Source organism: Pseudonocardia yunnanensis (assembly GCF_039534065.1).
Taxonomy (GTDB): Bacteria; Actinomycetota; Actinomycetes; order Mycobacteriales; family Pseudonocardiaceae; genus Pseudonocardia; species Pseudonocardia yunnanensis.
This window is the reverse complement of sequence record NZ_BAAAUS010000006.1, coordinates 516,922-539,692: the sequence shown is the minus strand read 5'-3', so window position 1 is coordinate 539,692 and position 22,771 is coordinate 516,922. Positions and strand designations below refer to the sequence as shown.

22 protein-coding genes are annotated in these 22,771 nt (G+C 70.8%); 5 read left to right on the top strand and 17 right to left on the bottom strand.

The window, feature by feature from the left end; genetic code table 11:
- Positions 1 to 2 precede the first annotated feature (2 nt).
- Positions 3 to 974, bottom strand: coding sequence for a DUF5926 family protein (locus tag ABD743_RS08770; protein WP_344720545.1), 972 nt, complete (start codon positions 972 to 974; stop codon positions 3 to 5).
- A gap of 227 nt (positions 975 to 1,201) precedes the next feature.
- Here ABD743_RS08770 and ABD743_RS08765 point away from each other — a divergent pair, with 227 nt between their 5' ends.
- Positions 1,202 to 2,293: a cytochrome P450 gene (locus tag ABD743_RS08765; protein WP_344720544.1), complete on the top strand. Its 1,092-nt coding sequence runs from the start codon at positions 1,202 to 1,204 to the stop codon at positions 2,291 to 2,293.
- Here the strand turns inward: ABD743_RS08765 and ABD743_RS08760 are convergent.
- Both ABD743_RS08760 and ABD743_RS08755 read right to left on the bottom strand, forming a co-directional pair.
- Positions 2,256 to 2,903 (bottom strand): DUF4328 domain-containing protein, encoded by a 648-nt coding sequence (locus ABD743_RS08760; protein ID WP_344720542.1) that lies wholly within the window; start codon positions 2,901 to 2,903, stop codon positions 2,256 to 2,258. The two genes, ABD743_RS08765 and ABD743_RS08760, sit on opposite strands and share 38 nt — an antisense overlap.
- Positions 2,904 to 3,219: 316 nt before the next feature.
- Positions 3,220 to 3,549, bottom strand: a complete 330-nt coding sequence (locus ABD743_RS08755; RefSeq protein WP_344720540.1) for a rhodanese-like domain-containing protein — start codon at positions 3,547 to 3,549, stop codon at positions 3,220 to 3,222.
- Positions 3,550 to 3,645: 96 nt separating this feature from the next.
- Between ABD743_RS08755 and ABD743_RS08750 the strand changes: the two genes are divergently transcribed.
- Positions 3,646 to 4,014, top strand: a complete 369-nt coding sequence (locus tag ABD743_RS08750; RefSeq protein WP_344720538.1) for a hypothetical protein — start codon at positions 3,646 to 3,648, stop codon at positions 4,012 to 4,014.
- Between the two features lie 65 nt (positions 4,015 to 4,079).
- On the opposite strand, the gene ABD743_RS08745 is transcribed toward ABD743_RS08750, so the two are convergent.
- The 14 genes from ABD743_RS08745 to ABD743_RS08680 form a co-directional block, all read right to left on the bottom strand.
- A complete protein-coding gene (locus tag ABD743_RS08745) occupies positions 4,080 to 5,720 on the bottom strand; it encodes a solute symporter family protein (protein ID WP_344720536.1) in 1,641 nt (546 codons plus the stop codon).
- The gene (locus tag ABD743_RS08740) at positions 5,717 to 6,049 is read right to left on the bottom strand and encodes a DUF485 domain-containing protein (protein WP_344720535.1); all 333 of its coding nucleotides are present in this window, start codon (positions 6,047 to 6,049) and stop codon (positions 5,717 to 5,719) included. The genes ABD743_RS08745 and ABD743_RS08740 overlap by 4 nt, the downstream gene beginning before the upstream one ends.
- A gap of 265 nt (positions 6,050 to 6,314) precedes the next feature.
- On the bottom strand, positions 6,315 to 8,066 hold the full coding sequence (locus tag ABD743_RS08735; protein WP_344720533.1) for a sodium/solute symporter: 1,752 nt from the start codon (positions 8,064 to 8,066) through the stop codon (positions 6,315 to 6,317).
- Positions 8,067 to 8,183: 117 nt separating this feature from the next.
- Positions 8,184 to 8,321, bottom strand: coding sequence for a hypothetical protein (locus ABD743_RS08730; RefSeq protein ID WP_344720531.1), 138 nt, complete (start codon positions 8,319 to 8,321; stop codon positions 8,184 to 8,186).
- A 276-nt stretch (positions 8,322 to 8,597) separates the two neighbouring features.
- Positions 8,598 to 9,080, bottom strand: a complete 483-nt coding sequence (locus ABD743_RS08725) for a MarR family winged helix-turn-helix transcriptional regulator (RefSeq protein WP_344720530.1) — start codon at positions 9,078 to 9,080, stop codon at positions 8,598 to 8,600.
- A gap of 66 nt (positions 9,081 to 9,146) precedes the next feature.
- A complete protein-coding gene (locus tag ABD743_RS08720) occupies positions 9,147 to 10,877 on the bottom strand; it encodes a sodium/solute symporter (protein ID WP_344720528.1) in 1,731 nt (576 codons plus the stop codon).
- A gap of 9 nt (positions 10,878 to 10,886) precedes the next feature.
- Positions 10,887 to 12,095 carry a DUF485 domain-containing protein gene (locus tag ABD743_RS08715; RefSeq protein WP_344720527.1) on the bottom strand — a complete coding sequence of 403 codons (1,209 nt, stop codon included), beginning with the start codon at positions 12,093 to 12,095 and terminating at the stop codon, positions 10,887 to 10,889.
- Positions 12,092 to 12,964, bottom strand: coding sequence for a LytR/AlgR family response regulator transcription factor (locus ABD743_RS08710; protein WP_344720525.1), 873 nt, complete (start codon positions 12,962 to 12,964; stop codon positions 12,092 to 12,094). The genes ABD743_RS08715 and ABD743_RS08710 overlap by 4 nt, the downstream gene beginning before the upstream one ends.
- Positions 12,965 to 13,100: 136 nt before the next feature.
- On the bottom strand, positions 13,101 to 13,973 hold the full coding sequence (locus ABD743_RS08705; protein ID WP_344720763.1) for a S49 family peptidase: 873 nt from the start codon (positions 13,971 to 13,973) through the stop codon (positions 13,101 to 13,103).
- Between the two features lie 77 nt (positions 13,974 to 14,050).
- Complete coding sequence (locus tag ABD743_RS08700) at positions 14,051 to 15,256, bottom strand: sensor histidine kinase (RefSeq protein ID WP_241041539.1); 1,206 nt, start codon at positions 15,254 to 15,256, stop codon at positions 14,051 to 14,053.
- 12 nt (positions 15,257 to 15,268) lie between these two features.
- Positions 15,269 to 16,144: an Fpg/Nei family DNA glycosylase gene (locus tag ABD743_RS08695; protein ID WP_344720523.1), complete on the bottom strand. Its 876-nt coding sequence runs from the start codon at positions 16,142 to 16,144 to the stop codon at positions 15,269 to 15,271.
- An 18-nt stretch (positions 16,145 to 16,162) separates the two neighbouring features.
- Positions 16,163 to 16,603, bottom strand: coding sequence for a hypothetical protein (locus tag ABD743_RS08690; RefSeq protein WP_344720521.1), 441 nt, complete (start codon positions 16,601 to 16,603; stop codon positions 16,163 to 16,165).
- 71 nt (positions 16,604 to 16,674) lie between these two features.
- Positions 16,675 to 17,178, bottom strand: coding sequence for a cupin domain-containing protein (locus ABD743_RS08685; protein WP_344720519.1), 504 nt, complete (start codon positions 17,176 to 17,178; stop codon positions 16,675 to 16,677).
- Between the two features lie 31 nt (positions 17,179 to 17,209).
- Positions 17,210 to 18,436, bottom strand: coding sequence for a cytochrome P450 (locus ABD743_RS08680; RefSeq protein WP_344720517.1), 1,227 nt, complete (start codon positions 18,434 to 18,436; stop codon positions 17,210 to 17,212).
- 247 nt (positions 18,437 to 18,683) lie between these two features.
- Here ABD743_RS08680 and ABD743_RS08675 point away from each other — a divergent pair, with 247 nt between their 5' ends.
- The 3 genes from ABD743_RS08675 to ABD743_RS08665 are packed head-to-tail and all read left to right on the top strand — an operon-like array spanning position 18,684 to position 22,770.
- On the top strand, positions 18,684 to 19,145 hold the full coding sequence (locus ABD743_RS08675; protein WP_344720514.1) for a MarR family winged helix-turn-helix transcriptional regulator: 462 nt from the start codon (positions 18,684 to 18,686) through the stop codon (positions 19,143 to 19,145).
- On the top strand, positions 19,145 to 21,973 hold the full coding sequence (locus tag ABD743_RS08670) for an MFS transporter (RefSeq protein WP_344720512.1): 2,829 nt from the start codon (positions 19,145 to 19,147) through the stop codon (positions 21,971 to 21,973). Before ABD743_RS08675 ends, ABD743_RS08670 begins: the two co-directional genes overlap by 1 nt.
- The gene (locus ABD743_RS08665; RefSeq protein WP_344720510.1) at positions 21,970 to 22,770 is read left to right on the top strand and encodes a YceI family protein; all 801 of its coding nucleotides are present in this window, start codon (positions 21,970 to 21,972) and stop codon (positions 22,768 to 22,770) included. The genes ABD743_RS08670 and ABD743_RS08665 overlap by 4 nt, the downstream gene beginning before the upstream one ends.
- Position 22,771 lies beyond the last annotated feature (1 nt).

Here is a 22,771-nt window from a genome sequence, read left to right as displayed (position 1 = left end):
GACTAGCGCAGGGTGACCTGCTTGCCGGCCAGCGCGTCGCGGGCCCGGCGCTCGGCGTCGGTCAGCGGAGTCTCGTCGGCGAGCGCCTCGTCGAGCCGGGCCGCGAACGCGGCAGTGGGTGCCGCCCACTCCTTGGGGTGCAGCTCCCGATCGAGGTCCCACACCGGCACGAGGATGCCGTGGGCGCGGAAGACGCCGGCGAAGCGCGCGTCCTCGGTGAGGGCGAGCTCGCCGCGGGCGTGCAACCTGGCCATGGCCGCGAGCAGCTTCTCCTCGGGTTCCGGACGCACCCAGCGCAGGTGGGACTTCGACCCGGTGTCCACCCAGTAGGCGGAGCGCACGCCGTCGGCGACCACCGCCTCCGTCGGCATGATCACCGAGTTGGCCCGCTCGAGGGCGGCCGTCACGTCGGCTGCCGGCTCCGTACCGTCCTCGGAGGGGACGACCCACCACCCGAAGTCGGTGTGCAGCGTGAGGTCCAGGGTGGCCTCGGGGTCGAGCAGATCCTGGAGCCGGACGAGCTCGCCGTCGCCGATCCCGGGACCGACGACCGGAAGCGCGCTGCCCGGTTCGGCAGTCTGCGCCCAGCGCAGCGCCTTGGCGAGGTCGGCCGACAGGTCGCCCGAGCGGGTCTGAACCTGCATGCCCAGCATGATCGTGCCGTCCGGACGGACCAGCGCGGCCGATGCACCTGGCAGCACCGTCGTCAGCGTCACGGGCACGTCGGGGGTTTCCCGCAGCGGCAGCGGCGCTGTGGCCGATGGCAGGAACTCCCGCATCGCCACCAGGTCGCACTCCGCAGCCAGGCCGTCGAACGGTCGCAGGACGATGACGTCGTCCCCGGCGCCGTGACATGCCTTGTAGCGCTTCCCGGAGCCGCAGGGGCAGGGACGGCGCGGGTTCTCGCCGGCCGGCGCGTCGGTGTTGTGCTGCGTGGTGCCCTCGCGAGAACGGGCACGTGTCTTCTTGGCCATGGTCCCCCTGACGCTAGCGAATGCGCCCCGCGCTGTCCGTTCGCCGTGCCGACGCCGACGCTGCCACGGGAGGGCGGTCATCGGCCACGCGATAGCTTCTCGCGCGGCGGCGGGATGTCGGCCGCCGGGGCCACTGGGAGGTTCTGCTGCATCCGTTCGATCCGGGCGACCCGCTCTTCCTCGCCGACCCGTACCCGGCTTTCGCGGCGCTGCGCGCGCTCGGTCCCGTGCACGCCCATCCGCTGCTCGGCATGCCCGTCGCCGTGTCGCACGCTGCGTGCTCGGAGCTGCTACGCAGTCGCAACCTCGGCCGCATCTGGGTAGACGCCGAGCCCGCCGCCGATTTCCCGGCCTTCAACCTGCTCCACCGCAACTCGCTGCTCGAGCGGGAAGGCCCGGCCCACGACCGGCTCCGCACCCTCGTGGCAGGTGCGTTCAACCGAGGCCACACAGCCCGGCTCGAGCCGTGGGTGCGTGGGCTGGCCCACCGGCTGGTGGGTGAGCTCGCGGAGCGCATCGCGGCCGACGGCAGCGCGGACCTCATGTCGGGTGTGGCCGCCGCGCTCCCGGTCGAGGTGATCGCCGAGCTGCTCGGGGTGCCGGAGCCGGAACGCGGAGCGCTGCGTGGCTGGTCGAACGCGATCGTCACGATGTACGAGCCGGATCCGGGACAGCAGCGCAGGATGGCCGCGGAGCAGGCCGCCGCCGACTTCGTCGACGCTTTGCGCGGGCTCGTGGCGTACCGCAGGACACATCCGGGTGACGACCTCGTGACCGACCTCGTCGAGGCGGACGCCCACGCGGACGAGCTGGTGGGCACCGCGGCGTTGCTGCTCATGGCGGGCCACGAGGCAACGGTCAACGTCATCGGCAACGGGGTGTTGGCCCTGCTGCGCCACCCGGCCCAGTGGCAGCGGCTGCGGGAGGACCCGGGGCTCGACGCGACGGCCGTGGAGGAGCTGATCCGCTACGACCCGCCGCTGCAGCTGTTCGAGCGCACGGCGGTGGTCGACACGACCGTGGCCGGGCACCCCGTGCCGGCCGGCACCAAGATCGCCGCCCTGCTGGGGGCGGCGGCACATGATCCGCAGGCGTTCGACCGGCCCGACGAGCTGGACGTGGGCAGGCGGCGCAACCCGCACCTGGGCTTCGGCGCCGGGGTGCACTACTGCCTCGGTGCCCCACTGGCCAGGTTGGAGGTGATCGCCGCGCTCGACGCGCTCCGCGCGGCGCTTCCCGGTATGCAACTCGCGAGCGAACCGGTGCGCCGCCCGGACTTCGTCATGCGCGGGCTGCGTGAGCTGCGGCTGGCGGCCTGACGCTCAGCACGAGCTCCCGGCGCCGGGGCCGGACCGGCGCCAGCAGCCGCGTCAGCCTGGTGACGAGACGGGCCGTGACGGCGGCGGTGACCGCGGCCAGCACGTCGAGCACGGCATGCAGCACGACGCCGTCGGCGCGGGCCTGAACACCGCTGCGCAGCGACCACAGCAGCACCACGGCGGAGAGCACGACGCTGCCCACCCAGAGGGCCCACCAGGCCAGCAGGAGCCGCGACGGGCGAGGACGCAGGTCGGCGGGCAGCTCCAGTGCGCTGTGCTCGATCTCGCTGAGCACCGAGCCCGGTACCGAGAGATTGATCCCGGGGACGAGCCAGCCGAGCACGATCGCCCGAGCCGAACGGGACGGGCGCACGCCGGCTCGTTCGGCGGCCGCCTGCGAGGCCCGCACGGACCAGAGGACGAGCAGGGCGCCTGCCACCACGGTGAGGATCGGCGCAACGGTGCCCGCGGACCCGACGAACGCGTCGGAGGCGGCCACGGCATCCGCGGAGAGCGCCTCGTTCCGGCTGGCCAGCAACAGGATGTAGCGCCACACCTCGGCACCCGCCGCGAGCAGCGCCACCGCGACGGTGGCCCACAGCAGAGGCACGAGGGTGCCGTACGCCGAGCGGGCGCGCTGCAAGGGGCCGGGCCGGGGCGGCGTGGCCGGCGCCGGCGGTTCCCACCTTCGCGGCGGGAAACCCCAGCGCGGCAGCGACCGGTAGCGCGGTGGCCCGGAGTACCGCGTGGGGATGCGCGCGGGCGGAGGAGGCGTCGCAGAAGCCGGTGGCTCGGCCACCCACCGCAGAGCGGCGAGATAACGACCGCAGTACGGACAGAACGGACCGTCCCCCGCCGGCGCCCGGCGGCCGCACCGCGGGCACGGCGGCCCGAGTGCCTGTGGGGGCGCGGACGGAGCCACGGGACTAGATGATCTCGGGGTTGCCGTTGTCGGAGACGATCGTGCGACCCTGCGCCGCCCAGGACTGCATGCCGCCGTCGACGTTGACCACGGGGTAGCCCTGCCCCGCCAGGTAGGCGACCACGCGGGCGGAGCGGCCGCCCGAGCGGCACACGACGTAGAGCGGATCGTCGTCGGGCAACTCGTTGATGCGGGCCGTGAGCTCGGACATCGGCAGGTGCCGCGCGCCGGGCGCGTGCCCGGCAGCCCATTCGTCGTTCTCCCGGACGTCGAGCAGCGCGGCGTCGACGGGGAGATCCGCCACCGAGACCGCCGGGACGGCTGGACCAGTCATGACCCTCATCCTGCCACGCGCCGCGTGACGATCCGGTCAGGCGAACGGGACGAGGATGGCCCGATCGGGTGCGCACACCCACTACGGTCGGATCTCGTGGAATACGCCGGTGTAACCGGGCAATGGGCGGTGTCCGTGGCGCGTCGCGTCCACCGTCGTGGCACCGGGGCATCCCCGCTGATCATCGAGGAGACCTGGGTCGGCACGGACCTCGCGCTCTATCTCCGGTACCGGGTGGACACCCACAAACTCGGGGCACGGTTCCGCCTGGATGTCGATCCGGCCACGGGCACCCACCCCACCGACGCCGATCACCTGGCGTCCGCGGTGTTCGAGGCGCTTCCCGGTGAACCTCGGGCGGAGGCGTTCGTCGACGAACTGGGCTATCGCTGGTGGAGCGCGGCCGTCCCGCACAGCGGGTGGAGGGCCGCGGTGCGCTCGCTGAGGATCGTCACGATCTGCTGACGCGCGGACGGGGCGGGCCCGAAGGCCCGCCCCGTCCGGTACTGCTGGGAGGGACGCCCGGCGGGCTAGTGCGAGATCGCCTTCTCGGAGCCGGCGCCGGTGAGCGACCGGACCTCCATCTCCGCGAACTTGCCTTCTTCCACGGGCCGCCGGCCACCCACGTAGGTGCCGATGATGCCCAGGAGGAACGACGCCGGGATCGAGACCAGACCCGGGTTGTCCAGCGGGAACCAGTGGAAGTCCACGCCCTGGAGCATCGACGCGCTCCGGCCGGTGGCCGCGTTGACCGGCTTGCCGGACACGGCGGGTGAGAACACGATCAGAATGATGCAGATCGCCAGACCGCCGTAGATGCTGAACAGCGCACCGGTGGTGTTGAACTTCTTCCAGAACAGCGAGTACAGGATCGTCGGCAGGTTCGCCGACGCCGCCACCGCGAATGCCAGCGCCACCAGGAAGGCGATGTTCTGCCCGTTGGCGATGATGCCGCCTGCGATGGCCACGACGCCGATCACCAGTGCGGTGATGCGGGCGACCCGCACCTCGGAGTCCGGACTGGCCTGCCCGCGCTTGATCACGTTGGCGTACACGTCGTGTGCGAACGACGCCGACGCGGTGATCGTCAGGCCGGCCACCACCGCAAGAATCGTCGCGAACGCGATCGCCGAGATGATGCCGAGCAGAGCCTCGCCGCCGAGCTGGTAGGCCAGGAGCGGCGCTGCGTTGTTCTGGTTGGCGCTGGTGATGGTGCCCGGGGGCAGCAGCGCCGCGGCGCCGTACCCCAGCACCAGCGTGAACAGGTAGAACAGCCCGATCAGCCAGATCGCCCACACCACGGAGCGGCGGGCCTCCTTGGCCGTGGGCACCGTGTAGAAGCGCATCAGGATGTGCGGCAGGCCCGCGGTGCCGAGCACCAGCGCCAGGCCGAGCGACACGAAGTCGATCGGGTTGGTGTACTGCAGGCCCGGGGCCAGCACGGCCTCGCCCTTGGGGCTGGCTGCGGCGGCGTCACCGAGCAGCGCCGACAGGTTGAAGCCCGCGATCCCGAGCACCCACACCGTCATCACCGCGGCGCCGATGATCAGCAGCACCGCCTTGATGATCTGGACGTACGTGGTGCCCTTCATGCCGCCGACCAGCACGTAGATGACCATCAGGATGCCGACGACCGCGATCACGGCGCCCTGGCCGAACGTGTTGCTCGGGGGAATCTGCAGCAGCAGCGCGATCAGGCCACCGGCGCCCGCCATCTGCGCGAGCAGGTAGAAGAACGAGACGACGAGCGTGGACGTGGCCGCCGCCGCACGCACGGGACGCTGCCGCATCCGGAACGCGAGGACGTCACCCATCGTGAACTTGCCGGTGTTACGGAGCAGCTCGGCCACGAGCAGCAGCGCGACGAGCCACGCCACCAGGAAGCCGATGGAGTAGAGGAAGCCGTCGTAGCCGTTGAGCGCGATGGCACCGGCGATCCCGAGGAACGATGCGGCGGACAGGTAGTCGCCCGCGATCGCCACACCGTTCTGAGGACCGGTGAAAGCACGGCCCGCGGCGTAGTAGTCGGACGCGGTCCGGTTGGTGCGGCTCGCCCGGTAGACGAACACGAGCGTCACGGCCACGAACGCCAGGAAGATCCCGATGTTCAGCCCGACGTCACCGACGGCGGTCGCGGCGGGCGGCGTAGGCGCCTGGGCGAGGACGTTCATTCAGCACCCTCGATCTGGTGACGGAGCTTCTCGGCCGCCGGGTCGAGGTGCTTGTTGGCGTACCGAACATAGATGGTGGTGATAGCGAAGGTGCTGACGAACTGCAGCAGGCCGATGATCAGCCCGACGTTGATGTTGCCGAACACCTTGATCGCCATGAATCCCGGCGCGTACGAGGCCAGCACCACATAGAGCAGGTACCACGCCAAGAACAACACGCTCATCGGGAACACGAATCGCCGTAGTCTTGAACGTAGGTCGGCGAACTCGGGACTTGCCTGCACCTGTTCGTATATGGTGCCTGTAGATCGCTCGCCTGTCGTGCTCACGGCGTCCTCCCCGCTCGTTTCCGGTTGCGCACCGCGTACCGTCGCGCCACCCGGTTCCACAACGCAGCGAACGATAGATCAGTCACACTCGTCCGTCGGAATACTCCGGTGGGGTGAACGCGAGCGTCGCTCAACCCGCGCGACGAGGCCTCGATCAGCGGTCATTTCACCAAGACGAGCGGTCTACGAACGGTCGGCCAGCGACCGAGAGTCACCAACGTGACCTTGGGGAGACATCGCCGTTAGAGCTTTGGTATGTGTGTCGTCAACCACTTGCGCGCTTCACGCGCTCCTCGAGGCGGTCGCGGGTGAGCCCGAGCCGCTCCGGGGCATGCAGCCGGAGCAGCAACTGGTCGACATCGGCGGGCCGGTGCTTCTCGGTCAGCTTGCTCACCACGACCATCGTGAGGAACGCGGCCGGCACGGTGACCAGCGCAGGCCGGTAGAGGAGCACGCCGAGCGCGCCCGCACCGCCATAGCCGGACAGGCTCACGGCCACCGCGCCGGCCGACGACAACCCGCCCACGAGCACACCCGAGATCGCGCCGATGTCGGTCAGCCCGCGCCACCAGACGCCCAGCACGAGCAGCGGGCAGAACGTCGACGCTGCCACCGCGAACACCAGCGCGACGGCCTCGGAGAAGTCGAGGCGCGTGACGGCGACGGAGAGTGCCAGCGGTACCGCCCCCGCCACCACGGCGGACATCCGGAAGTCGCGCACCCTGCTGCTGCCCAGGATGTCGGTGGAGAGCACGCCGGCCACGCTGACCACGAGCCCGGACGACGTGGACAGGAAGGCGGCCCACGCTCCCGCCGCCACCAGACCGCCGAGCAGGGCACCCGCCCAGCCGCTGCCCAGCACCGCCGTGGGCAGGAGCAGGACCGCGGCGTCGGTGTCACCGCTCACCAGTAGCTGCGGGGTGTACAGCCGGGACAGCGCCCCGAGCAACGTCACGACCCCGTAGAACCCACCGAGCAGGGCCAGCACGACCACCGCGCTGCGCCGCGCCGCGCGGCCGTCGGGGTTGGTGTAGAAGCGCACGAGCACGTGCGGCAGGCCCATCGTGCCCAGGAACAGCGCGATGATCAGCGAGTAGGTGCCCAGCAACCCGTCGTCGCGGCCCTCCGGGAACGGGGTGAGCCAGCTCGCGTCGGACGCGGGGGCGCCCGACGTCACCGGTACCGGCGACCCGGCCGGGAACTCGAGTTGCGTGCCCGCTTCCACGGTGTGGGTGCCGACTTCCCATCGGACGGGGACGTCCCGCACGACCACCCCGTCGACCTCGCCATCGGCGGTGAAGGTGACCGGCGAGGCGACGGTCAGCACGACATCGGTACGGATGTCGACCGTGGTGCGGTCGGGGAACTGGGGCGGAGCGGGGCGGTCGAAGGTGTGATCGTCGCTGAGGAAGAAGATCAGGGCGATGATGGCCGGCAACGCCAGCGCGGTGAGCTTGAGCCAGTACTGGAACGCCTGAACGAACGTGATCGACCGCATCCCGCCCAGCACCACCGTGGCGACGACGACCACCGCCGCGGCGACGACACCGATCCAGGAGGGCAGCCCGGTGACCGTGGTGACGGTCAGCCCGGCGCCCTGTAGCTGAGGCAGCAGGTAGAGCCAGCCGATGACGACCACGAAGATCGTGCAGACCTTGCGCAGAGCCGGGGAGCGCAGCCTGGCCTCCGCGAAGTCCGGCACCGTGTAGGCGCCCGACCTGCGTAGCGGCGCCGACACGAACAGCACCAGTGCGAGGTATCCCGCGGTGAAGCCGACCGGGTACCACAGCGCGTCCACGCCGTCGCGCAGGATCAGCCCCGCGATACCCAGGAACGACGCTGCGGACAGGTACTCACCCGAGATCGCGCCGGCGTTCGCGGCGGCACCGACCGTGCGGGAAGCCACGAGGAAGTCGGAGGTGCTGCGGACGACCCGGACGCCGAGCGAACCGATCACGGCCGACGCCACTGCCACGAGGCCCATTGCGAAGAGCGCGATCAGGCCGGTGGTTGTCACGTGCACCACTATGTCAACGGGTCGACTGCACTACCACATCGGCCGCGGCGCGCCGTGCACGGCGTCGCGTGGCGCGTCGAAAGATCGCCCGGCTGCGAATCCCGTACGTCCCGACGGTCACATATCGGACCCGGCCTGCACCTCTCGGGATGCCTCGAGATCCACCGCAGCGGCCACGGTCGCGATGTCCCCCCGGCGCTCCGCGAACTCCGTGAGCGCCGCGCGCGGAGCAGGCCGGGGGAACACCACCTCCACGACCACCTTCGTCGTGGTCCGACGCCGTGGTGGTCACCCCTCGAAAAGGACTCGGTCGCCGGCACCGAACGCCGATCGCCCGAGCCCTCGATCACCACGGACTCATCGAGCAGGGCAGTGAGCAGGCATTGCTCGGCGGTGAGGTCGGCGTGCGCCAGGCTGCATCGAGCTCGCTCGCCGGTAGGGCGAACGTCACTGACTTCACCGGACCTAAAGTAATCCGAACACTGATGATCGCTGTCCGAACGCGACGACGGTCACATGCGGCATCAGGGCTCAGTCGTCGATCAGGCTCTCCCAGTGCTCGGTCAACCTCAAGAGGCGCCTCAGCATGGCGTCGATCTCCGGGGGGTCGTAGCCCTCCATGAGCAGGACATGGAGCTCGCGGGCCTTACGGCTGGCCTCCTGGCGCGCCGCCTCGCCCGCCGTGGTGAGGCGAAGGAGCCGCTTGCGGCCGTCCTCCGGCGGCGTCTCGCGGGTGATGAGTCCCCTGTCCTCCAGGCGGCGGGCGATGCTCGCCATCGTGGAGCGGTCGAGCGAGACGGCGCGGGCCAGCGAGCCCTGATCGACGCCGGGATAGGTGTGGATCGCGACGAGCACGGCGCTCTGCGGCCCGGTCAGCACCGGGTCGACGCGCCGGACCCACGCGGCGACGTAAGCCTGGTGGAGCCGGCGGATCACGTAGCCGGGCGCCGCGAAGAGCTCGGGTGGTGCGGGTAGCTGGGGTGGCGTGCCCGGTGACCCTGCCGCCTGACCCATGGCCTCAATTTGACCACACCAGCGCCCCGGCAGAGGTGTCAGCCGCGCTGCCATTTCCGGCCCGCGTCAAGGCCCCCGTTGGAGCCGGTCGCGGGTGAGCCCGAGCCGTTCCGGAGCGTGCAGGCGTAGCAACGCGGCGTCCACACCCGTCGGGATCTCCGCGCGGGTCAGCTTGCTCACCAGCACCATCGTGAGGAACGCGGCGGGCACCGTGGCCGCGGCGGGCCGATACAGCAACACTTCCAGCCACCCGCCCGGCGCCGCCCCGATCATCGTGAAGCCGACGGCGACGCCGGAGAGCCCGCCGCCGACCAGCACACCGGCGACGGCGCCGCGGGCCGTGAGCCCACGCCACCAGATCCCGAGCACGAGCAAAGGGCAGAACGTCGACGCGGCCACCGCGAACACCAGCGGCACCGTCAGCGCGAAGTCCAGGCGGGTCACGAACAGGGCGAACGGTAACGGCACCACGGCAGCCAGCAGCGCGGCCAACCGGAAGTCGCTGAACCGCCCGCGGAGCAGGTCGGTGAAGAGCACGCCGGCCAGGCTCACCACGAGCCCGGACGAAGTGGAGAGGAACGCCGCGGCCGCCCCCGCCGCCACCAGGCCGCCCAGCAGCCACCCCGTCCACCCGTTGCCGAGCGCCGCCGTCGGCACCAGAAGCACCGCGGCGTCGGTCTGCCCGTTCACCAACAGCTGCGGCGTGTACAGCCGGGACACCACCCCGACGAACGTCACCAGCACGTAGAACGATCCGATCATCGCGAGCACGACGACGGTGGTGCGCCGGGCGGCCCGGCCGTCCGCGTTGGTGTAGAAGCGCGCGAGCACGTGCGGCAGGCCCATCGTGCCGAGGAACCCGGCGAGAAGGATCGAGTAGATCTCCAGAAGCTGATCGGAGGCGTCACCCGACATCGGCTCCAGCCAGGCGCGGTCGGTGGCCGGGGTGCCGACCGCGGTCGGCACCGGCGAGCCTGCCGTGAAGGTCAGCGTGCTGTCCGCGGCGACCTCGTGTCGACCCGGTTCCCAGGTGATGCGGCCCTGTACCGCCTGGCCGTCCACCTCACCGTCGGCCTCGAGACGGACCCGCGTCGAGACCTCCAGCACCACGCCCGTGCGCACCTGGACCGTGGTGGCGTCCGCGAAGTTCGGCGGGGCGGGCCGGTCGAACGAGCGGGCGTCGGACAGGAACAGCCCCAGCACGACGAACGCGGGAACGGCCACGGCGGTGACCTTGAGCCAGTACTGGAACGCCTGCACGAAGGTGATCGACCGCATGCCGCCGCCGAGCACCGTGACCAGCACGATCACCCCGGCTCCGGCCACCCCGGCCCACGCGGGCAGCGACGTGAGCGTGGTGAGCGCCAGGCCCGCTCCCTGCAACTGCGGGAGCAGATACAACCAGCCGATCACCAGCACGAACACGGTGCAGATGCGGCGCAGCACCGGTGAGAAGAGCCGAGCCTCGGCGAAGTCCGGCACGGTGTACGCCCCGGACCTGCGCAGCGGCGCGGCGACGAACAGCACCAGCGCGAGGTATCCCGCCGCGAACGCGATCGGGTACCAGAGCGCGTCTGCCCCCTCCCGCAGGATCAGGCCCGCGATGCCGAGGAAGGACGCCGCGCACAGGTACTCCCCCGAGATCGCGCTGGCGTTGGCGACCGAACCGACGGTGCGCGACGCGACGAGGAAGTCCGACGTGCTGCGCGCGATCCGGACACCGATCGAGCCGATCACGGCGGACGCGATGCCGACGAGCGCGATCGCGACGAGCGCGACTAGCGCAGGCGTGTCCAACGTTCGTGCTCAGTCCTGCACGTGGTCGGCGAAGTTCTGTTCCACCCGCTCGGCCGTGCGCGTGTGCCACAGGCCGATCCCGAACAGGAACGGGTAGACGAGCACACCGAGGAGCAACCACGGCAGGCGAACCCCGAACACCTCGATCCGACCGATCTCGGGGAACATGGCGAACAACAGTGGGAGCACCCCGAGCGTGATGCCGGCCACCACGGCAAAGCGGAGCGCAACGGCCAGCTGGGAGCCGATGAGGTTGCTGCGCAACAGCTCACCGACGCCCGTGCCCTCCTGGATGTCCACGACCGTGCGCACCGGCCGGGCCACACCCTTGCGCTCCGCGAGCACGACCCGGACCCGCCTGCTCTCGACGTCGTCCAGGACGCCCGTGGCCGCCTCCAGGTCCGCATCGCGGGCGTCGGACGGAGATGTGGCAGAACGGGTGCGGGATCCGGGCGCCGGGGTGCGCGCGGTGAACAGCGGGTCGCCCGACAGCGAGGGATCGGGTTCGAGCACCGGGGACGTGGACTCCGTGGGGGACGTGGGCTCCGTGGGGGGTGCTGGCTCCGTGGGGGCCGCGGGAGACTCGATCACGGCGGGTGCCACGATAGGGGTGGTGGCAGTTGTCGTTGCAACGACGGACGGCGCAGACGGTGTGTCGGCGCGCAGCTCCACCCTGGCCGGAAGTTCAGGCAGCGCCGCTGGAACGGCTGCGTCGGCATCCGCCGCGAGCGGTTCGGGTTCCGGATCGGCCGGCTCCGCCTGCTGTGGTCGTGACCAGGCCAGCGGCGCGAACGGCTCGGCACCGGTGCGCTCCTGCCGGAGCAGGCCGCTGGGCCGCGGCCCCACCGCACCGATCGGGGGGCCCGGGCGTGGCGCCCCAGGACCGGGCGTGGCCACGGAATGTCGCGGCACGTACCCCCAGGAGATGGTGGAGTCCACGCTCTCCCGGCGCGCGTGCCGCCCGCCGCTGGTGGAGTTGCCCTCTGCGATCCGGCGCTGGATCTCATCACGCAGCCAGCCGGGCCCGGTGTCCGTCCCGTCGTCCGCGTCGTCCGCGTCGTCTTCTTCGCCGTGCTCCGCGGGCTCGTTCACGCCGTGGTCGGGAGCGTCGTCCTCGACGGACGCGTCCTCCTCGATCTGCGCAGCCTCCGGTGCGGGGGAACCGGTCCCGTTCCCCGGGTTCACCGACGGCTGGACGCCGTCGGTGAATGTGGTCACCGCTGGCTCCACGCCTGCTTCGTCGCGCGGACGAGCCGGTCCTTCAGCTCACGGGTGTGGCGGCGGCTGACCGGTAGCTCCGCGCAGTCGGGCCCGTTGCCGACGCGGACGACATATCCCGACCCGGACAGCCGCAGCTCGGTGACGAGCGGGAGCGACACCAGGAACGAGCGGTGGATGCGCACGAAGCCGGCGTCGCGCCAACGGTCCTCGAGCACCGACAGCGGGATCCGGACGAGGTGGCTGCCCTCGTGGGTGTGCAGACGGGCGTAGTCGCCCTGCGCCTCGACGTAGCGCACGGCCGAGCGCGGCACGAGCTTCGTGGTGCCGGCGAGCTCGACGGGGATCACCTCGTCCTCGCCGCCCTCCTCGCGCACCGGCTCGGGGACCCCGGCGGCGCGGTTGGCGAGGATGCGGTCGATCGACGCGGCGAGCCGCTCGGCGCGCAGCGGCTTGAGCAGGTAGTCCACCGCGCCCACCTCGTAGGCGTCGACGGCGCGGTCGTCGTGGGCGGTGACGAACACAACCGACGGCGGCACCGCCATCGACGAGAACACGCGCGCCAACTCCAGACCGTCGAGGCCCGGCATGCGGATGTCGAGGAAGACGACCTCGACGTCGGTGCGCTCCGCCACACGCGTGCCGGTCATCGGGTTGGAGAGCCCGCGGTTCATCTGACCGGCCGCGGCTGCCTCACGCACGCCTTGTCTGCTGTTGAGGATCCGCAATGCGTCGGTGGCGTCGGAGGCCTTGAGCACGATCCCGACGCGTGAGTCTTCGCTCAGCAGGTAGGCGAGTTCTTCGAGAGCCGGCTCCTCGTCGTCCACCGCGAGAACGACCAGGCCGCCGGAGCTGTCGTTGCTGTCCACGATCTCCTCATCCTGCGTGTCCGGGACTCGCGCCGGGGCCGGGACGACCACGCCCCGGCTCCGCCGACCATGGTGACGGCGATTCCGTGTGAGTGCCAGGGGCCAGCACCAATCGGGATCGACCGGTCACACCGTGCTACAAACCGTACCGTGCCCATGTGGCCCGAATCTCGGCCGCCTGTGTGATGCCCAGCAGCTGATCAGCACCGAGCATCGACGCGGCCGCCGGCGCGGGTCCGATGCCCAGCCGTGCGAGCAGGGGTCTGCGCCCTTCCACCGCCACCAACTCGGCGTCGGGGAAGCGCTTGCCGAGAACCCCACGCGCCGTACCGAGGCCGTCGACGAGACCGATCTCGACCGCTCGCGCACCTGTCCACACCTCGCCCGTGAACGGTTCCGCCTCGACCTTGAGGCGGTCGCCACGCCGCTCGGTTACCCACTTCTTGAACATCTCGTGCAACTCACCCTGAAGATCGTGCAACCAGTCGACGTCCTCCTGCTTCTCCGGGAGGAACGGATCGAGCCGGGCCTTCGAGGTGCCCGCGGTGTAGAGCCTGCGCTGCACGCCGAACCGCTCGATCAGGCCATCCAGCCCGAAGCCCTGGCTGATCACCCCGATCGACCCGACGATCGACGTGGCATGGGCGTAGATCTCGTCGGCAGCGCACGCCAGCCAGTACCCACCGGACGCGGCGACGTCCTCGCAGAAGGCGAAGACCGGCACGCCCTTCTCCTCCGCGAGCCCGCGGATCCGGTCGGCCACCAGCGCCGACTGGGTGGGTGCGCCGCCCGGCGAGTTGACCAGCAGCGCGACCGCAGCCAGCCGCTCCGGCGCGAACGCCCGCTCGAGAGTCTTCTCGATGGCGTTCGCGTTGATCACCGATCGGGGCACGGGGCCGACGGTGGCCGTGATGACGCCGTGGAGCCGGACCATCGAGACCACGGGCTGGTCAGTGCGCTCACCGAGCCGCCCGGGGAGGCGGGAGGCGAACCGGTCGGGAAGGCGCAGCGCGTCCATACCGTCACGTTACGCGGTGGCCGCAACCCCGGGCGAACAAGATCCACAACTCGCGGTGCGGCGCTGCGTCAGACGCGGATACCGGCGCGGAACTTCGGCACGCGCAGCGTGATCTTCATCCCGGCGCCCGGCGCGGTGTCCACGACCAGCCCGAAGTCGTCGCCGAAGGTGGAGCGCATCCGGTCGTCGACGTTGCCGAGCCCCACGTGCGCGCCGGACTGGTGGGCGTCGTCGAGGTCGTCGGTGAGCCGCGCGGGGTCCATGCCGATGCCGTCGTCCTCGACGATGATCACGCACTCGGCTCCGGCGTTCTCCGCCGTGATCGTGATGGTGCCGCCGTTGGGCTTGCTCGCCAGCCCGTGCCGCACGGCGTTCTCGACGAGCGGCTGGAGCGCGAGGAACGGCAGCACGACGGTGAGCACCTCGGGGGCGATCTGCAGCTTGATGTTGAGCCGGTTGCCGAAGCGGGCCTTCTCCAGCCGGATGTAGCGCTCGATGTTGGTGAGCTCGTCCGACAGGGTCGTGTACTCCCCCGCCGTACGGAACGAGTACCGGGTGAAGTCGGCGAACTCGATGAGCAGCTCGCGAGCGCGCACGGGGTCGGTGCGGATGAACGACGCGATCGTGGTGAGCGCGTTGTAGACGAAGTGCGGGGAGATCTGCGCCCGCAACGCGCGGACCTCGGCGCGGTTGAGCCGGGCCCGCGACTCGTCGAGCTCGGCGAGCTCCAACTGGCTCGAGACGTAGCGCGCGACCTCGGCGGTGGCGCGCAGGAGCACCGGCCCCGCCGTGGACGTGGTGAGCGCGGCCAGGGTGCCGACGATCGCGCCGTCGGTCTCCAGCGGGACGACGACGATGCCGCGGACCACACAGTCGGGGTGGTCACAGATGATCGCCGTGTGCGACAGCACCTGCTGACGCCCGGTGGAGATCACCTGGTCGGCGAGCGAGCGGACGTCGGGTTCGTGCTGGTCGGCATCGCCGTCCCAGGCGAGGGTCTGACCGCGGTTGTCGGTCATCGTCAGCGCGCAGGTGTCGAGCAGCTGGCGCAGGTAGGGCAGCGCGAACGCCGCCGAGTTGTGCGACAGGCCCTCTCGCAGAGCCGGCGCGGCCAGCGCGACGGTGTGCAGGGTGGCGAAGGTGGCCCGCTCCAGCGGGGTGGCGAACGTGTTGCGGCGGTTGCGCAGGATCAGCACGACGACCAGCACGATCATCACCACGATGACGCCACCGGCGATGAGCAGCGCCGTGGAGCTGCCGAGCAGCTCGGTCACGTCCAAATTTTCCTACCTCACCAGCCGCGACAGCCGCCGGTCGGCGAGGGGCTTGCCGCCGGTCTGGCAGCCGGGACAGTACTGGAACGACTTGTTGGCGAACGACACTTCCCGCACGGTGTCGCCGCAGACGGGGCACGGCAGGCCGGTGCGGGCGTGCACGCGCAGGCCAGAGCGCTTCTCTCCCTTGAGCTGTGCCGCACCCTGGCCCACCGAACGGTCGACGGCGTCGGTGAGCACGGAGCGCATCGCCGCGTACAGCTCGTCGATCTGCTCGGCCTTCAGCCGGCCCGAGGCGGCGTAGGGCGAGAGCTTCGCGGTGTGCAGGATCTCGTCGCTGTAGGCGTTGCCGATGCCGGCGATCGCCTGCTGTTCCACGAGCAGCGTCTTGAGCCGCTCGCTGCGCCCGGTGAGCACCGCCGCGAACTCGTCGCGCGTGAGCGCGAGCGCGTCCGGGCCGAGCCGCACGATACCGGGGACCTCCTGGGGGTCGTGCACGAGGTACACCGAGAGCCGCTTCTGGGTGCCGGCCTCGGTGAGGTCGAAGCCCGGGCCGCCCACGGCGTCGAGGTGCACGCGCAGCTCGAGCGGCCCGCGGCCCGGCTTGGGCGGGGTGGTGGACGCGGAGTCGTGCCAGCGCATCCAGCCGGCCCGGGACAGGTGCACCACGAGGTGCAGAGGGTCGTCCGGCCGGTCCTGGAACTCGACGGCGAGGAACTTCCCGTACCGGGCCGCACCCGTGACCACGCGTCCGACCAGCGCGGACACCGGTGGGTCGAAGGTCTTGACCGCGCTCATGCTCGCCACGTCCACGCGGGCGACGGGCCGGTAGAGCGCGTGCTCGCGCAGATGGTGAGCCAGTGCCTCGACCTCGGGCAGCTCGGGCATCCGCTGGCTCCCGGACGCCTAGTTCACCGGCTGCAGAGGGCTGTCGGCGTGCGCGGGCGTGCCCTGCATGCGCAGCCTGCGCACCACGATCCGCAGCTCCTCCTTGGCCTTCGACCCGCCCCGCACGAGCCCCGTCCACTTCTCGGCAGGGAGGTCGTAGTTGCCGGCCGTCTCGGCGACGACCGTCCACGGCCTGCGGAGATACCACCGCACCGGGAAGAAACCCACCACGACGAGGCCGACCGCCCACAGGAACCAGGGGATGTGCACCTGTGCGGGAGCCCACACGATGACGACCACCCAGAAGAAGAACAATGCCGACAAGATGAGGACCGCAGCACCCCGGCCGCCGTCGACGTCGTGCTCGAAGTCGTCACCTGTGGCCGGAAGCGACCACTCGATGTTGCGGCGTACGGACCACATTCGCCCGTCGACACCCGCCACCGTCCTGCTCCCCATGTTCCCCGCCGTCGTGAGTCGGGCCCGTGCAACGTCCACTTTCCCACAACTTGGGGCCCCGGTGTTGTCCCTCAGCAGGCGGGTGCGACGGGGGTTTGCGAGGGCGCGCCCGGGGCGAGCAGGCTGGTGACCATCAGCTCCGCGGGTACGCGCCCGTCGTTGCGGATGAGATGCGGCTGGCCGTCGGGGAAGAAGACGGCCTCGCCGGGTGAGTAGCGGGCCGGCTGGCAGTCGTCCTCACGCAGCACCGTGATCTCCCCCGAGCGCACGGCCGTCAGCTCCGGGCCGTCATGACGGTGCCATCCCGTGGACTCGCCGGGACGCAGGACGATGGTCTCGACGGCGTACTCGGCCGGTGCGGTGGTCCGGATGTTCACCCGCTCCTCGACGCGCCCGCTGCCGATCAGGACCGGGCCCGTGGGCGGCGGGGGCGCAGCCGGAGCGGACGGGGCCGAGAGCACGGTCGCAACGGGCTCTGGGTCCGGGTGGCCCAGCTGGCCCGGTTGAGCGCAGCCGGTCAGCACCACGGCGGCCAGCCCCACCACCGCCGCGAGACGGGGCCCAGTTCTGCTCACCCACAGAGGGTATCTGCGGGATGAAAGGGACCTACCAGCGCAGTGGGAGGCTGGTGAGCCCGTTGATGAAGTTCGAGACCAGCCTGCGAGGCTCCCCGTCGAGCTCGACCTGCGGCAATCGCAGGAACTCGCTGAAGAACTCACGCATCTGCAACCGGGCGAACGCCGCACCGAGGCACTGGTGCGGACCTTGTCCGAACGCAAGGTGATCGTTGTCGTCACGCTCGATGTCGAACCGGAACGGATCCGGGAACCGACGCTCGTCGAAGTTCGCCGAGACGTGATAGACGACCACCTTGTCGCCCGCCGCGATCCGGCGGCCTGACAGCTCCTGGTCACGACTGGCCGTACGCCGGAACGTCAGCACCGGCGGATGCACCCTCAACATCTCCTCGATCGCCGAGGGCAACAACGAGGGATCGGCCCGCAACCGCCGGTACGCCTCCGGATTGCGCACCAGCGCGAGCACCCCACCGGGAAGCGCGCTGCGGACCGTGTCGTTTCCCGCGATCACCAGGAGGAAGAAGAACATCTTCAGCTCGGCGTCGGTCAGCCGCTCGCCGTCGACCTCGGCCTGCACCAGTGCCGTCATCACATCGTCGGCCGGCTCCCGGCGCTTGCGCTCGGCGAGCTCCTCCGCATAGCCGAACATGTCGGCGAGCATCGCCGGTGAGCGCGGGTTGATCGGGCGCCCCTCCTCATCCGTGACCAGGTGCCCGTGCTCCGGATCCTGGTAGCCGATCACGCGGTTGGTCCATTTCAGCAGCAGCTCCCGATCCTCGGCCGGCACGCCGAGCAGATCTGCGAGGTTCTGCAGCGGCAGGTCGTCGGTGACCTCCCGGGGCAGGTCGCAGCGGCCCCTCTCGGCCACTGCACCCAGCAGCGCCCCGGCGCGCGCCCGGACCACCTCGGCCTGCTGCTCCAACCTGCGGCGGGTGAACGCACCGGTGACCAACCGGCGCAGGCGCAGCTGCTCGGGCGGGTCCATGTTGAGGATCATCTGGCGGATGAACGGCAGGTCCGCGGGGTCGGGGTCGCGGATCTGGGTGGCGCCCAGCGACGAGGAGAAGTCCGCGGGAGAGCGCAGAACGCGCCGCACGTCCGCGTAACGGGTGACGGCCCAGAACCCCGGACCCGACGGCCATACGCCGACCTCCGGCTCGTCCTGCCAGCTCACCGGATCGGTGTCCCGTAACAGCTGCAGATCCTTGTGGGGAACCCCACGCGCGAACGTCCGAGGGTCGAACACGTCGGCCATGGGTATCTGGATACACCGGTCGGGCATGGTGTGACCCACCAGAGCAGCAGGGCCTGGACGGGTCGGGCGATCCTGCATACCCGCGCCGCCGTCCACACCGTGGCCGTGGTGGGCGGAATCACGGCAGCAGGCCCGATATCGACTTGCCGATCTCGATCCACACGCGCATGCTTGGCCCAAGCAAGTTGTTGCTTGTTACAAACAACGCTTGGTAAAGCCAAGTCAAACAGAAGGTCGAGGGCGCGTGATGGGCGAGGAGGACCTCCTTGTCGCCGACCGCATCGCCCAGGAGGTCGGCGAGTTGAGCCGGATCGTCACCGCGCTGCGCAGGCACCGCGGTGACATCGCGGTGACTCACGTCCTCGTCCACCTGATCGAGCAGGGCCCGCAACGAGTGAGCGCCATCGCCGACGCCGTGGGCACGGATCAGTCGACGGTGAGCCGCAAGGTCGCCGAGCTCGTGGCCGCAGGCCTCGTCGAACGACGACCCGATCCCCTCGACGGCCGCGCCCACCTGCTGGCAGTGACGCCGGCAGGGGCCCAGCTCTGTGAGCACGGACGACGCAAGCGCGTCGAGCTCGTCGCGTCGGTGCTGGCCGGCTGGCCGGTGGAGTCCCGCCGACGCCTCGCTGAACTACTCGGCCGCTTCGCCGACGACGTATTGGATGCGGGACGGCGGGTCAGCCGCCGCCCAGGAGGAGAGAACTGATGTCCACCCAAGTTGCCGCGGAGCCCGTCCCCAGGGCCGCACCGGCACCATCGGGCGAGCTGAGTCACCGCCAGGTGCTGACGATCCTCACGGGCCTCGCCCTAGGGATGTTCCTGGCCGCCCTGGACCAGACGGTCGTCTCGACCGCGATCCGCACCATCGCCGACGACCTCGGCGGGCTGAGCCTCCAGGCGTGGGCAACCACCGCGTTCCTGATCACCAGCACGATCACCACGCCGCTGTACGGGAAGCTGTCGGACATCTACGGCCGCAAGCCGTTGTTCCTGACCGCCATCACGATCTTCATCGTCGGCTCGGTGATGTGCACCTTCGCCGGGACGATGTACCAGCTCGCGGCCTTCCGCGCGGTGCAGGGCCTCGGCGCGGGCGGTCTCTTCTCGCTGGCGCTGACGATCCTCGGCGACATCGTGCCGCCCCGGGCGCGGGCCCGCTACCAGGGCTACATCCTCGCCGTGTTCGGCACGTCCAGCGTGCTCGGACCGGTGATCGGCGGCCTGTTCTCGGGCCAGGACACGATTGCCGGAATCGACGGCTGGCGCTGGATCTTCCTGGTGAACGTGCCGATCGGTGCCATCGCGCTGATCGTCGTGGCGCGGGTGCTGACCATGCCGCACACGCCGCGCCCGCACCGGATCGACTGGCCGGGCGCCGTGCTGCTCGCGGTCTTCCTCGTGCCGCTGCTCATCGTCGCCGAGCAGGGCCGCGAGTGGGGCTGGGGCTCCACCGACGCGCTCGTCTGCTACCTGATCGGCATCGTCGGTCTCGTCCTGCTCATCGCGGCCGAGCGGCACTACGGCGACGACGCGCTCCTGCCGCTGCGGCTGTTCCGCAACAACGTCTTCGCGTTGTCGAACATCGCCGGTGTCGTGATCGGCGCCGGCATGTTCGGCGGCATCTCGCTGCTGCCGCAGTTCCTGCAGATCGTGCGCGGGGCCAGCCCCACGGAGGCAGGCTTCCTCATGCTCCCGCTCGTGGGCGGGATCATGGTCTCGTCGATCGTCTCCGGCCAGATCACCTCGCGCACCGGGCGCTACAAGATCTTCCCGATCATCGGCACCGCGCTGATGGTCGGCGCCACGGTGCTCCTGCACTTCCGCATCAGCGTCGACATCCCGCTGTGGGAGTTCGACCTCTACATGTTGATGTTCGGCCTCGGGCTGGGACTGTCGATGCAGACCCTGGTGCTCGCGGTGCAGAACGCGGTGCCCCCGCGGGACATGGGCGTCGCCACCGCCTCCACCACGTTCTTCCGCCAGATGGGCGGCACGGTCGGCGTGGCGGTCTTCCTGTCGGTCGTGTTCAGCACGGTCACCGGCAACATCGCCGACCAGTTCCGCAAGGCCGCCGGCACGCCGGAGTTCCAGCAGGCGCTCGCCGACCCCGCTGTGCGCGCCAACCCGGCCAACGGCCCGGTGATCGCCTCGCTGTCCGGCGGCGGTGACGGAGGGGCGTCGAACGTCCTTGCCGACTCCTCGTTCCTGCAGACCATCGACCCACGGCTCGCCCGGCCGTTCCTCGCCGGTTTCGCCGACTCGATGGCCTTCACCTTCATCATCGTCGCGATCGTGCTGGCCATCGCCTTCTTCATCGTGTTGTTCGTCAAGGAGCTTCCGTTGCGCACGATGTCCGGTGCACAGGCCAGGGCGATGGAGGACGCGGCGCTGGCAGAGGCGGGGCCGGCCGCGGCTCCCCTGACCACCGAGGCCGCGGAGGAGCTGAACGAGAACCTCACCGTCACCGCCACCAACCGGAACGGGAGCGGCGGGCGACACGCCCTGCTCACGCAGGAGACCACTCCGCTCGCCGCCATCGTCGCCGCGAACGGCAACGGCAACGGTCACGCGCAGCCCAACGGACACCACTCCGCGGACCCGCTGCCGCGCCGCGAGCCCGCACCCTCCGCCTACCCCGCTGCCTACCCGGCCGCGGCTCCCGCCGAGCCTCCGACCTACACCGCCGACAACGGCCCCGCCGTGTACGGCACGGTCGCCCGCGCCGACGGGATGGGTCTGCCGCAGGTCGTCGTCACCGTCGCCGACCCCGCAGGCCGTCAGGAGGCGCGCACCACGACGGGCCAGGACGGGTACTACCGCGTGGACCTGCGCACCGGCGGCACCTTCCTCGTGGTCGCCGCGGGCGGCACCTACCAGCCGCACGCGGCCATGGTCGCCGTCGGCGGCACGCCGACCCGCCACGACGTGGCGCTCAGCGGTGCGAGTGCCGTGGTCGGCACCGTGAGCACCCCCGACCCGTCCACGGGCAGCCGCATGGTGGCCGGAGCGGCGGTCACGCTGATCGACGTGCGCGGCGACGTGGCCGCGGCGCGGGTCACCGACGCCGATGGCCGGTTCCAGTTGATCGGGGTCCCCGACGGCAGCTACACGCTGACGGCGGCGAGCCCCGGCCACCAGCCGGTCGCCGTGAGCCTGCGTCTCGACGTGGGCGCGACGGTGGAGTGCGACCTAGAACTACCGCGACGTTCACGCCTACTCGGCACCGTCACCGCGGCGAGCAACGGGCGCGGGGTCCCCGAGGCGATCGCCACGCTCGTGGACAGCTCCGGCATGGTCGTCGGCTCGACGGTGACCGGTCCTGACGGCTCGTTCGCGTTCGAGGACCTCGCCGAGGGCGTCTACACCCTCACCGCGAGCGGTTACGCGCCGGTCGCACAGATGGTGCAGGTCACGGCGGGCACGCAGGCTTCCACAGTGGTGGAGCTCGGTGCTCCGAACCCGGCCGCCACCACACCGGCGACCCCGCCCGCCGAGCCGCTCTTCGAGCCCTTCGACGCGGGAGGTGTCCGGTGAGCACGGTGACGGGTCAGCTGACCACCCTCGACGGCTGGCCGGTGGCGGGCGGCACGCTCACAGCGGTCGACGCGGGCGGTGTGCAGCGTGCTCGGGGCACGAGCGGTCCTGACGGGCGGATCGTGCTCGACGGGGTCCCCGCCGGGCCGTACACGTTGATCGTCGCCGCGCCGGGGCACGACCCGCTGGCCCGCACCGTCTCCGTCGGGGCCGAGCCGGTCACCGCGCTCGGTGTCCTGGAGCTCAACCGGGCGGGGCTGGCGGTCCTCCCCGCCCCGGGCACGTGGGTGATCGACCCGGTGCACTCGAGCATCCAGGCCACCGCGCTGCACATCGGAATGAGCCGGATCCACGGTCGGCTGCGCCGCTTCAGCGGTCAGGTGCAGATCGCCGACCCGCTGGAGAACAGCTCGGTCGAGGTGCTCATCGACCCCACGGGCGTGGACACCGCCGACGAGATGCGCGACGAGCACCTGCGCAGCGCCGACTTCCTCGACGCGCTGCGCTACCCCGAGATCCGCTACAAGAGCGACGGTCTGCGGCGGGTCGACCACACGCACTGGATCGTCGACGGTCTGCTCACGATCAAGGGCGTGAGCGCGCCGGTGCCACTGCAGGTCGAGTTCCACGGCACGGGGCCCGACCTCATGGGCGGATTGCGGGCGGCGTTCTCGGCGACCGCCGAGGTGTCGCGCGACGACTTCGCCATCGACTGGAACCAGTCGGTGCTCGCCGGGCTGCTGGCCGTGGGCCGCACGCTGCGCATCGACATCGACATCCAGGCAGTACGCAGCTGAG